Here is an 11,488-nt window from a genome sequence, read left to right as displayed (position 1 = left end):
CGGACGATCGAACCCGAAAGTGTGTACTGGCGTGTCTGGAGGCGGTGTTGGCCGTCAGGAGCGGAAGTCGGCCGTGTGGGACGCGGCCCACTGGGCGAAGGTGCGGGCCGGGGTGCCGGTGATCTTCTCGACGGTGCCGGTGATCTCCGGGGGTACGCCGACGGTGGCCTCGAAGGTCTTCATGAGGGCCTGCACCAGGTGCGGGGGCAGGCCGGGGTAGAGAGCGGCGGCGGCCTCGCCCGGCGGGATCTCGGTGTAGGCCAGCGTGCGGCCGAGGGCCTGGCCGAGGGTGGCGACCTGCTCGGCGTTGGTGATGGCCTCGGGGCCGGTGAGGCGGTGGACGGCGCCCTCGTGACCGCCGTCGAGGAGGGCGCGCTCGGCGACGGCTGCGATGTCGTCCTCGTGGACGGGCGCGGTCAGGGCGTCGGCGAAGACGCCCCGGACGGTGTTCCCGGCGCGGATCTGCGGCGCCCAGTGCAGGGCGTTGGCGGCGAAGGCGCCGGGCCGCAGGAACGTCCAGTCCAGCCCGCTCTCGCGGACCTGGCGCTCGACGGTGGCGTGCATGACGTGGATGGGGTGGGTCTCGTCGGCGCCCTCGGCGATGATGGCCGAGGAGAGCATCACGACGTGCCGGACGCCGGCCTCGCGGGCGGCGCGCAGCAGTTCGGCGGTCCGCTCGCCGCCGGCCTGGGCGTAGAGGAAGAGGGCGCCGGCCCCGGCGAACAGGGACCTCGGGTCGTCGGGGCGGTGGCGGACCACTTCGGCCCGCTCGGGCAGGCCTGCCCGCAGCGGGTCGCGCGTCAGCGCCCGTACGGGCCGGTCGGCGGCGAGGAGACGGTCGACGAGGGCGCGTCCGACGTTGCCGGTCGCGCCGGTCACTACGATCACGGGTCTGCCTTCCTGGCTGGGCCTGGTCGGGTCCGGGACCGGTCGTGCCTCACCGGTGGCCGCCGGCCGTTCCCGGCGCCCCGGGTCCCGGGGGCCCGAGCCTAGAAGGACGGCCGGGCCGCCGCGCGGTGGGCGGTCCGGGCGTGGCCGGTTCCCTTCCCTGGCGTGCTCGTGCCGTACCCCGCAGTGCCACTCGTCGTACTCGCCTGGCGCTCCCGTCGTGCTGGCCTGGCACTCCCGTCGTACTCGTGTCGCACTCCCGTATCCCGTAGTGCTCCTGCCGTGTCACGCCTCCCTGACGCGCAGGGCCCGTGCCAGGTCGTCGAGCTGGTCGACGAGCCTGCGGCGCAGCGCGGGCGTGGGGTCGCCGTCGCGCAGGCAGGCCTGGCCGAGGCTCAGGTGGCCGGCGTCGACGGCGTGGGCGGGGAAGGCCCATTGCCCGGCGGCGCGGGCGATGGCGGGCCCGCGGCGGGCGGCGACGGCGACCACGGCGTCGTAGTAGCGCGGCACGTACTCCCGTACGAGATCGGCCTGTTCGGGCTGCCAGAAGCCCTGGGCGGTGGCGGCGAAGAGGTAGTTGGACAGGTCGGCGCTCTCGTCGTCGGTGAACATCGCCTCCCAGGCGGCGCGCTTGGCCTCCGGGTCGGGCAGGGCCGCGCGGCAGCGTGCGGCGCCCTCCTGTCCGGTGGCGGAGGGGTCGCGTTCGAGTTCGGCGGCGATGGCAGCCTCGTCGGTGGCGCCGAGGACGGCGAGCCGGGACAGGACGCGCCAGCGCAGCTCGGGGTCGAGTTCGGGGCCGCCGGGGACGGTGCCGTCGGCGAGCCAGGCGGCGATGGTGTCGGGGTGGGCCGCCACGTCGATGAACTGGCGTACGGCGATCAGACGCAGGCCGGGATTGTCGCCGTCCTCGGTGCGGCGGATGAGGTCGCGGCACAGGTCGGCGAGGGTGGCGAGGGCGGCGGGCCGCTGCTCGGGGGTGAGGTAGCGGTCGGCGATGTGGACGCGGGCGAAGGCGAGGACGGCCTCGGCGAGGGCGAGGTCGGTCTCGTGGGGCAGGTGGGCGCGGGCGGCGTCCAGGTAGGCGGTGGGGGGCAGTTCGCCGTCGCGGACGGCGTCCCGGAGCGCGTTCCACACGATGGCGCGGGTCAGCGGGTCGGGCAGGCCCGAGAGGTGGTCGCGGACGGCGCGGAAGGAGTCGGCGTCGAAGCGGACCTTGGCGTAGGTGAGGTCGACGTCGTTGAGCAGGAGCAGCGCGGGGCGCTTGCCGATGGGGTGGGGTTCGGCCTGCGGGACGTCGAGGTCGAGGCGGGTGCGCAGGGCGAGGCGGCCCTCGTCGGTGAGGTCGGGGTCGTACAGGCCCGCGGCGATGCGGTGGGGGCGGCTGCCTCGGTGGTCGACGGTGAGGACGCAGGTGCCGTCGGCGGCGGGGGTGACGCGCGGGGTGAGGGTGTCGACGCCGGTGGTGCGCAGCCAGGCGTCGGCCCAGGCGTGGACGTCGCGGTCGGTGGCGGAGGCGAGGGAGTCGATGAAGTCGGCGAGGGCGGCGTTGGCGAACCGGTGCCGGGCGAAGTGGGTGTTGATGCCGGCGAGGAAGTCCTTCTCGCCGAGCCAGGCGACCAGCTGGCGCAGGGCGGAGGCGCCCTTGGCGTAGGAGATGCCGTCGAAGTTGAGCAGGGCGGAGGCGGTGTCGTCCACGGCCTCGGGGGCGACGGGGTGGGTGGAGGGACGCTGGTCGGCGTCGTAGCCCCAGGCCTTGCGGGAGACGCCGAACTCGGTCCAGGTGTCGGTGAAGCGGGTGACCTCGGTGACGATCTGGTAGCCCATGTACTCGGCGAAGGACTCGTTCAGCCAGATGTCGTCCCACCACTTGAGGGTGACGACGTTGCCGAACCACATGTGGGCCATCTCGTGGGCGACGACCACCGCGCGGGTCTGCCGTTCGGTGTCGGTGACGGCGGAGCGGTGGACGAACTCCTCGCTGAAGGTGACCAGGCCCGGGTTCTCCATGGCGCCGGCGTTGAACTCGGGGACGAACGCCTGGTCGTAGGAGTCGAAGGGGTAGGGCTCGTCGAACTTCTCGTGGTAGCGGTCGAAGCAGGCGCGGGTGACGTCGAGGATCTCGTCGGCGTCCGCGTCGAGGTGCGGGGCGAGGGAACGGCGGCAGTGGATGCCGAAGGGCAGGCCGCGGTGCTCGGTGCGGACCGAGTGCCAGGGGCCCGCGGCGACGGCGGCCAGGTAGGTGGAGATACGGGGGGTGGCGGCGGCCTTCCAGACGCCGTCGCCGGTGTGCTCGGTGACGCCGTTGGCGAGGACGGTCCAGCCCTCGGGCGCCTTCACGGTGAGGTCGAAGACGGCCTTGAGGTCGGGCTGGTCGAAGGCGGCGAAGACGCGCTGGACGTCGTCGAGGAAGAGCTGGGTGTAGACGTAGCTCTCGCCGTCGGCGGGGTCGGTGAAACGGTGCATGCCCTCGCCGGTGCGGGAGTAGCGCATCGAGGCGTCGACGCGCAGTTCGTGCTCGCCCGGGGTGAGGTTCTTCAGCGGCAGGCGGTTCTCGACGAGACCGCCGGGGTCGAGGGGCTGTCCGTCGAGGGTGGCGGAGCGCAGCTGGGCGGGCTTGAGCTCGACGAAGGTGTCCGTGACGTCCTGGCCGGCACGCACGGTGAACCGGATCGCGGTCAGGGAGCCGAAGGTGTCGTCCCCGACGGTCAGGTCGAGGTCGACGCTGTAGTGGTGGACGTCGAGGAGCTGGGCACGGATCTGCGCTTCGTCGCGCGTGAGTACGGACATGCAGGCCATGCTGCCCGATCCCACCGACCCACCACGAGGGGGTTTCACCGACAGGAAACCCGCCACGCACAGACCGGGGCGCGCTCGGGGGCGCGATGCGCTTCCCGCACGGCGCGCGAGGCGGGGCGGGGCGGGGCGGGGCGCCGCCCGCGCGGGGTGAGGCGGGGGCGCACATGCAGCGCGGGGCGGTATGCGGTGGTATCCGGCACTGCCCGTGCCGGGTGACGTACGGCGTCACGCTTCCCGCGCGGGGGCGCGTGCTTCGCACGCGGGGCGGTGCGGGGACGCGCTGCCGCGCGGGGGCGCGCTTGAGGCTGCGTCTGCCCGAGCGGCGGCTGTGCCGGGAGGCGGCACGGCGTACGCCTCTCACTCCGGGCCGGCAGCGCGCTTCCCGCGCGGGGGCGTGCTTGGGGCTGCGTCCGCCCGCGCGGGGTGGGCGGCGGCGCGCTTGCCGGGCGGGGGCCGCGCTTCGCGCGCGGGCTGTGCCGGCAAGCAGCGCGTGCGCTTAACGCGCAGGGCGGGCTGGAACGGCACCCTTCCCGCGGGGGCGTGCTTGGCGACGTCTGCCCGCGCGGCGGCTGTGCTGGGCACGTGCTGCCCGCGCGGGGTGGGTGGCGGGGCGCGCTTCCCGCGCGCGGGAGCGCGGTGCCGGAGTCCGCGCTGTCGGCGCGGGGGTGGTGCTTGGCGCTGCGCGCCCCGGGCGCGGCCGCTGTGCCGGCAGCGGGACGTCGTGCTCGCCGCGCGCGAACCGCGCGGGGAATCGCGTCCCCCGTGCGGGGACGACGTGGCACTCCGGGCAGCAACGCCGCGGGGCAACGTGGTTTCTGCGCGGGGACGATCCCCAGTGTCCCCGCACCCCCTGCTGGGCCCGCGCCGGCCGCGTGGCGAGGACCGGGTGGCCCGCTCCCCGACCAGTACCGCGCGGCCCGTGGGACTCCCCGCGCGGGACGACGCCGTGCCCGTCAGCCGGCCGGCGGGGTGGTGCCCGGGGCGGTTTCGGCGATGCGTTCGTGGTGGCGGATCACCTCGGCGACGATGAAGTTGAGGAACTTCTCGGCGAAGGCCGGGTCCAGTTTGGCGTCCTCGGCGAGGGCGCGCAGGCGGGCGATCTGGCGGCCCTCACGGGCAGGGTCGGCCGGCGGCAGCCGGTGGGCGGCCTTGAGGTGGCCGACCTGCTGGGTCGCCTTGAACCGCTCCGCGAGCATGTGGACGACGGCCGCGTCGATGTTGTCGATGCTGTCGCGCAGCCGCGTGAGCTCCGCGAGGACCGCGGGGTCGACTTCACCGGTACCGGTGCTGCTGGTGGTCATGGGCGCCAACCCTACGGGGTGGACGCCGGTCCGATCATGGGCGGACCTGCCGCGGGGCCGAAACCCGCCGTACTGCGCATAAAGTGGGAAGGAGCTCTGGGCGGCGTCTTTGGGGGTACGGACGTGGCGGACGACGGACCGGTCGAGCACGGGTTCCCGCACCTGGACACGGTGCGCGCCGCGATCACGGCGCTCTACAAGCGGCTGTCGTACGACACCGTCCGCACGTTCTCGACCAGCGTGCCCCCGGCCGACGTGGCCTTCTGCGACACCGACGACCTGCATCTGGGCGCCCAGCGCGTGGCCGGGGAGCTGGTGCGCCACTACCGGCTGCCGGACGCCCGCCTGATCGTCAGCTTCCGCGAGATGAAGCACGCGGCCAACGTCGAGCTGGCCGCGGGCCCCGAGTACTTCGTCGAGCTGAACGACCGCTTCCGCACCCACCGCGAGGACATCGGCGCGGCCCTGGCGCACGAGGTGATGCACGTCTACCTGCACCGCCTGGACCTGTCCTTCCCCGGCGTCCGCGACAACGAGATCCTCACCGACACCGCCGCCGCCTACCTGGGCGCGGGCTGGCTGCTGCTGGACGCCTTCCGCGAGCACGGCTCGGCGTCGCAGAAGCTCGGCTACCTCACTCCGGAGGAGTTCGGCTACGTCATCGCCAAGCGGGCGTTGTTCTTCGGCGAGGACCCCTCGACGTGGTTCACCAGCCCGCAGGCGTACGAGGCGTACGTCAAGGGAATGGCGCGGGCCCGCCGCGACGAGCAGCAGCCGCCGTTGACGGCGGCGGGCTGGGCGGGCCGCCGCCGCTACGCACGCGACCGGCGGCACGCCCAGGAGCACGGCCGCGCTCAGCTCGCCCCGTCCGGAGTGCCGTACTCCTTCACGGCGGCCGGGCACGAACCACTGCGGGTCTCCTTCCCCTGCCCGACCTGCCACCAGCGGATCAGGGTGCCGGTGCGGGGCCGGATGCGGGCGCGGTGCGCGCTGTGCCGGACGGTGCTGGAGTGCGACACCTGACCTGAGCGCACCTGACCGGAGCGCCACCCGACCGGAGCGCTCACCGCGTGCCGTACACCCGCTCCGGTGCCCGCGCCTCGGCGAGCAGTTCGCGCACCGCCTCCCCCGCCTCGGCCGGGGACCAGCGGGCGCCCTTGTCGGCGGTGGGGCCGGGGTGCCAGCCCTCCATGACGGTGATCCGGCCGGCCTCCGTCTCGAAGACCCGGCCGGTGACGCCCGCGGCGGCCGCGGAACCGAGCCAGACGACGAGCGGGGAGACGTTGGACGGCGCCATCGCGTCGAAGCCGGCGGTGGCGGGCGCGGCCATGGTCTCGGCGAAGGTGTGCTCGGTCATCCGCGTGCGGGCGGCCGGCGCTATCGCGTTGACCTGGACGCCGTAGCGGGCGAGTTCGGCGGCGGCGACCAGGGTGAGGCCTGCGATTCCGGCCTTGGCCGCGCTGTAGTTGGCCTGGCCGAGCGACCCGAGCAGTCCGGCGCCGCTGCTGGTGTTGACGACGCGGGCGACCGGCGTCCGCCCCGCCTTGGTCTCGGCCCGCCAGTGCGCGGCCGCGTGCCGCAACGGCAGGAAGTGGCCCTTGAGATGGACGCGCATCACGGCGTCCCAGTCGTCCTCGTCGAGGTTGACGAGCATCCGGTCGCGCAGGAACCCGGCGTTGTTGACGAGGGTGTCCAGCCGGCCGTAGGCGTCCAGCGCGGTGCGGATCAGGGAGGCCGCGCCCTCGGTGCCGGCGACGTCCCCCGTGTGCGCCACCGCCTCACCGCCCGCGGCCCGGATCTCGGCGACGACCCGGGCGGCCGCGCCGTCCCGCCCCGTCCGCCCGCCCTCCGCGGACGTGCCGTCGCCGTCCCCTTCCGCCCCGGCGCCGGGGCGGCGGCCGTCGAGGCGTACGTCGAGGTCGTTGACGACGACGCGGGCGCCCTCGGCGGCGAAGGCGAGCGCGTGGGCGCGGCCCAGTCCGCGGCCGGCGCCGGTGATCACGACGACCCGGCCGTCGCAGATTCCGCTCATCGGCCCTTTCCTTTCTCCTTGTTGACGGTCGCGGCGGCCAGGAACGCCGGCCGCTCCCCACCGCCGTGCACGAGCAGGCTCGCCCCGCTGATGTAGGCGGCCGCGTCGGAGGCGAGGAAGACGGCGGCGGCCCCGACGTCGGCGGGCGCGGCCATACGTCCGAGGGGGATGGTGCGGCCGACGGCCGCGATGCCTTCCTCGTCGCCGTAGTGGAGGTGGGACAGCTCGGTGCGGACCGGGCCGACGACGAGGGTGTTGACGCGGATGTCGGGGGCCCACTCGACGGCCATGGAGCGGGCGAGGTTCTCCAGTCCGGCCTTCGCGGCGCCGTAGGCGGCCGTGCCGGGCGAGGGCCGGGTGCCGCTGACGCTGCCGACCATGACGACGCAGCCGCGGGTGCGGGCGAGGTGGGCGCGGGCGGCGAGGGAGGCGGTCAGCGGGGTGAGGAGGTTCAGCTCGATCACCCGTGCGTGCCGTTCGGCGTCCGCGTCGGCCAGCAGACGGTACGGCGCTCCGCCCGCGTTGTTGACCAGGACGTCGAGCCGGGGCAGCGCGTCGAAGAAGGCGCGCACGGCGGGTGGGTCGCGCAGGTCGCAGGGGGTGAACGCGACGCCGGGCAGCGGGGTTCCGGGGGGTCTGCGGGCGCAGGCCACGACCTGGGCGCCGGCCGCGGCGAAGGCGCGGGCGATCCCGGCGCCGACGCCTCGGGTGCCGCCCGTGACGACCACGGTTTTCCCGCTGAGCGGCGGGTGGGGCGAGTTTTCCACAGGGCCTCCCGCTCGGTTCGTGCTGCTGCTAGCTTCGAAGGACTTCGCACCTAACAAATGTTTGGTGGAATACCACGTGAGTGAAGGTAGCTGATGCGCCCATGGGTGTCTCCCTCACGACCGCGGAAAGCGGGATTTCCGTGGTCACGGTCGACTTCCCGCCGGTCAACGCCCTGCCGGTGAGCGGGTGGTTCGCGCTGGCCGACGCGGTGCGCTCGGCCGGCCGCGACCGGCGGACGCGCTGCGTCGTGCTGGCCGCCGAGGGCCGCGGGTTCAACGCGGGCGTGGACATCAAGGAGATACAGGCGGGCGGCCACAGCGCCCTGCTCGGAGCCAACCGGGGGTGCGCGGACGCCTTCGGCGCGGTGTACGACTGCGAGGTGCCCGTGGTCGCGGCGGTGCACGGCCACTGCCTGGGCGGCGGCATAGGCCTGGTGGGCAACGCGGACGCGATCGTGGCGAGCGAGGAGGCCATCTTCGGCCTGCCCGAGCTGGACCGGGGCGCGCTGGGCGCGGCCACGCACCTGGCCCGGCTGGTCCCCCCGCATCTGCTGCGCGCCCTGTACTACACGGCGCGCACGGTGACGGCGGCTCAGCTGCACGCGCACGGCTCGGTGTGGCGGGTGGTGGCGCGGGAGGAACTGCGGGCCGCGGCGCTGGAGCTGGCCGGTGAGATCGCGGCCAAGGACGGGGAGCTGGTGCGGCTGGCCAAGGCGGCTCTCAACGGCATCGACCCGGTGGACGTGCGCCGCGGCTACCGCTTCGAGCAGGGCTTCACCTTCGAGGCGGCGCTGAGCGGCGTGGCCGACCGGGTCAGGGACACCTTCGGCGGGAAGGGGCGGTGAGGCGGGTGGCCGACAAGATGATGACGGCGGACGAGGCGGTCTCCCGGCTGCGCAGCGGGATGACGCTGGGCATCGGCGGCTGGGGTTCGCGCCGCAAGCCGATGGCGCTGGTCAGAGCCCTGTTGCGGTCCGACGTCACCGATCTGACGCTGGTGTCGTGCGGGGGTCCGGACGTCGGCATGCTGGCGGCGGCCGGCCGGGTGCGCAGACTGGTGACCGCCTTCGTGACGCTGGACTCGGTCCCGCTGGAGCCGAACTACCGGGCGGCCCGGGAGAGCGGGTCGCTGGAGCTGACGGAGGTCGACGAGGCGATGTTCTTGTGGGGGCTGCGCGCGGCGGCGCACCGGCTGCCCTTCCTGCCCGTGCGGGCGGGAATCGGCTCGGACGTCCTGCGCCCCGGCTCCGGGCTGCGGACGGTGACCTCGCCGTACGAGGACGGGGAGGTGTTCGTGGCCATGCCGGCGCTGCGGCTGGACGCGGCGCTGGTGCACCTCAACCGCGCGGACCGGCGGGGCAACGGCCAGTATCTTGGGCCGGATCCGTACTTCGACGACCTGTTCTGCGAGGCGGCCGCCGAGGCGTACGTCTCCTGCGAGCGCGTCGTGGACACCGCCGAGCTGACGAAGGCGGCCGCCGTGCAGACCCTGCTGGTCAAGCGGCACACGGTGACCGGTGTGATCGAGGCGCCCAGCGGCGCGCACTTCACCTCCTGCGACCCCGACTACGCGCGGGACGATGCCTTCCAGAAGCACTACGCGACCACGCCGTGGCCCCGCTTCGCCGAGCGGTTCCTCGGCGGCGACGAGCGGGCCTACCGGGCGGCCGTGCGGTCCTGGCGGGAGGCGGACCGGTGAGCCGCTCCCCCTCCCGTGCCCCCGGTGCCCCGGCCGCCCCGCCCTCCCGGGCCGAGTACTGCGTGATCGCCTGCGCCGAGGCCTGGCGCGGCGCGGGCGAGATCCTGGCGAGCCCGATGGGGACGGTGCCCTCGGTGGGCGCGCGGCTGGCCCGGCTCACCTTCGCGCCGGACCTGCTGCTGACCGACGGCGAGGCGCTGCTGATCGGCGCGGACGGCACGGTGGAGGGCTGGCTGCCCTACCGGCAGCATCTCGCCCTGGTCGCCGGCGGCCGGCGGCACGTGATGATGGGCGCGAGCCAGCTCGACCGGTTCGGCAACCAGAACATCTCCCGCATAGGCGGGGGTTCCCCGCCCCGCCGGCAGCTGCTGGGCGTGCGCGGCGCCCCGGTCAACACGCTGAACAACCCGACGAGTTACTGGGTCCCCCGGCACTCCCGGCGAGTCTTCGTGGAGAAGGTCGACATGGTGTGCGGGGTGGGGTACGACAACGCGGCCCGCCATCCGGCCACCGCCCGCTTCCACGACCTGCGGCGGGTCGTGTCCGACCTGGGGGTGTTCGACTTCGGTACGCCGGACGGGTCGATGCGGCTGGTCTCGGTGCATCCGGGGGTGACGGTCCGGGAGGTGCGGGAGGCCACCGGTTTCCCGCTGGCCGTCCCCGAGGAGGTGCCGTGCACGCGGGAGCCCACGGAGGAGGAACTGCTGCTGATCCGGGAGGTGATCGACCCCGCCGGCCTGCGGGGCCGTGAGGTGCCCGAGGGGGCGGGGCGCTGATGGAGACCGCGCTGACCCGGCTGGTCGGGGTGCGGCACCCGATCGTGCAGAGCGGGATGGGTTGGGTCGCGGGACCGCGTCTGGTCTCCGCGGCGGCGAACGCGGGAGCGCTCGGCATCCTGGCCTCGGCGACGATGACACCGGACGCGCTGCGCTCGGCGATACGGGAGGTGAAGTCCCGTACGACGGCGCCCTTCGGGGTGAACCTGCGGGCCGACGCGCAGGACGCCGCCGAGCGGGTGCGCATCCTCGTCGAGGAGGGCGTGCGGGTGGCGTCCTTCGCGCTCGCCCCGTCCCGGGAGCTGATCGCCCGGCTGAAGGAGGCGGGGGTGGTCGTCGTCCCGTCGGTGGGGGCGCGGCGGCACGCCGAGAAGGTGGCCGCGTGGGGCGCGGACGCGGTGATCGTGCAGGGCTGGGAGGGCGGCGGGCACACCGGTGCGGTGGCGTCCACGGTGCTGCTGCCGCAGGTGGCCGACGCGGTCGGGATACCGGTGGTGGCGGCGGGCGGCTTCTTCGACGGGCGGGGCCTGGTGGCGGCGTTGGCGTATGGGGCGGCGGGCGTCGCGATGGGCACGCGGTTCCTGCTGACGTCCGACTCGACCGTGCCGTACGCGGTCAAGGCCCGCTATCTCGCGGCGGAGGTCGGGGACGTCACGGTCACCCGGGCCGTGGACGGCCTGCCGCACCGGGTGCTGCGCACGGAGCAGGTGGCGGCGCTGGAGCGGCACGGCAGGGTGCGGACGCTGGCCGAGGCGGTCCGCCGGGCGGCCGCGCTGCGCGGGGTGTCGGGGCTGACCTGGCGGGCGATGGTGCGGGACGGGCGGGCCATGAGGCACGGCCGGGCGATGTCCTGGGCGCAGGTGCTGCTCGCCGCGAACACCCCGGTGCTGCTGAGGTCGGCCATGGTGGACGGCCGCACCGACCTAGGCGTGATGTCCGCCGGACAGGTCACCGGCGTGATCGACGACCTGCCCTCCTGCGCGGAACTGGTGGACCGGATCATGGGCGAGGCGGAGGAGGTGATGCGCCGGCTGGAGTCGTCCGGAGCCACGCGGTGACGCGACCGCCGACGGCCGGGCTCGGCCGAGCCGGTCGGTGACTCGGCTGTCGGCCGCCGGGGCGGGCGTCAGTCGGTGACTCGGCTGTCGGCCGCCGGCGCGGGCGGCGCCCGAAGCCGAACCAACCCGCCCGGCCACCTGGCCACCCGGCCATCCGGCTGCCGAAGCCGG

The 11,488-nt window shown here is 74.6% G+C and carries 10 protein-coding genes; 5 read left to right on the top strand and 5 right to left on the bottom strand.

What is annotated here, in order from left to right; translation table 11 throughout:
* Positions 1-54: 54 nt before the first annotated feature.
* From IE217_RS01635 to IE217_RS01625, 3 genes are all read right to left on the bottom strand, one after another.
* The gene (locus IE217_RS01635) at positions 55-888 is read right to left on the bottom strand and encodes an NAD(P)H-binding protein (protein ID WP_190175845.1); all 834 of its coding nucleotides are present in this window, start codon (positions 886-888) and stop codon (positions 55-57) included.
* 285 nt (positions 889-1,173) lie between these two features.
* Positions 1,174-3,675, bottom strand: a complete 2,502-nt coding sequence (pepN, locus tag IE217_RS01630) for an aminopeptidase N (RefSeq protein ID WP_190175844.1) — start codon at positions 3,673-3,675, stop codon at positions 1,174-1,176.
* 962 nt (positions 3,676-4,637) lie between these two features.
* Positions 4,638-4,985, bottom strand: a complete 348-nt coding sequence (locus IE217_RS01625; RefSeq protein ID WP_190175843.1) for a chorismate mutase — start codon at positions 4,983-4,985, stop codon at positions 4,638-4,640.
* 123 nt (positions 4,986-5,108) lie between these two features.
* On the opposite strand from IE217_RS01625, the gene IE217_RS01620 reads away from it, so the two are divergent.
* On the top strand, positions 5,109-6,008 hold the full coding sequence (locus IE217_RS01620) for a hypothetical protein (protein ID WP_190175842.1): 900 nt from the start codon (positions 5,109-5,111) through the stop codon (positions 6,006-6,008).
* 40 nt (positions 6,009-6,048) lie between these two features.
* On the opposite strand, the gene IE217_RS01615 is transcribed toward IE217_RS01620, so the two are convergent.
* Together IE217_RS01615 and IE217_RS01610 are read right to left on the bottom strand one after the other, a co-directional pair.
* Positions 6,049-7,017 (bottom strand): SDR family oxidoreductase, encoded by a 969-nt coding sequence (locus IE217_RS01615; protein WP_190175841.1) that lies wholly within the window; start codon positions 7,015-7,017, stop codon positions 6,049-6,051.
* The gene (locus IE217_RS01610; protein WP_190175840.1) at positions 7,014-7,784 is read right to left on the bottom strand and encodes an SDR family oxidoreductase; all 771 of its coding nucleotides are present in this window, start codon (positions 7,782-7,784) and stop codon (positions 7,014-7,016) included. Before IE217_RS01610 ends, IE217_RS01615 begins: the two co-directional genes overlap by 4 nt.
* A 101-nt stretch (positions 7,785-7,885) precedes the next feature.
* Between IE217_RS01610 and IE217_RS01605 the strand changes: the two genes are divergently transcribed.
* The 4 genes from IE217_RS01605 to IE217_RS01590 are packed head-to-tail and all read left to right on the top strand — an operon-like array spanning position 7,886 to position 11,317.
* Entirely contained in the window at positions 7,886-8,629 is a 744-nt protein-coding gene (locus tag IE217_RS01605; protein ID WP_190175839.1) for an enoyl-CoA hydratase family protein, read from the top strand.
* Between the two features lie 5 nt (positions 8,630-8,634).
* Positions 8,635-9,483 carry a CoA transferase subunit A gene (locus tag IE217_RS01600; RefSeq protein WP_190175838.1) on the top strand — a complete coding sequence of 283 codons (849 nt, stop codon included), beginning with the start codon at positions 8,635-8,637 and terminating at the stop codon, positions 9,481-9,483.
* On the top strand, positions 9,480-10,259 hold the full coding sequence (locus IE217_RS01595; RefSeq protein ID WP_190175837.1) for a CoA-transferase subunit beta: 780 nt from the start codon (positions 9,480-9,482) through the stop codon (positions 10,257-10,259). Before IE217_RS01600 ends, IE217_RS01595 begins: the two co-directional genes overlap by 4 nt.
* Positions 10,259-11,317 (top strand): NAD(P)H-dependent flavin oxidoreductase, encoded by a 1,059-nt coding sequence (locus IE217_RS01590; RefSeq protein ID WP_190175836.1) that lies wholly within the window; start codon positions 10,259-10,261, stop codon positions 11,315-11,317. Before IE217_RS01595 ends, IE217_RS01590 begins: the two co-directional genes overlap by 1 nt.
* Positions 11,318-11,488: the final 171 nt, after the last annotated feature.

The organism is Streptomyces naganishii JCM 4654 (assembly GCF_014650575.1).
Lineage (GTDB): Bacteria > Actinomycetota > Actinomycetes > Streptomycetales > Streptomycetaceae > Streptomyces > Streptomyces naganishii.
This window is presented reverse-complemented; position numbering and strand designations above follow the sequence as displayed.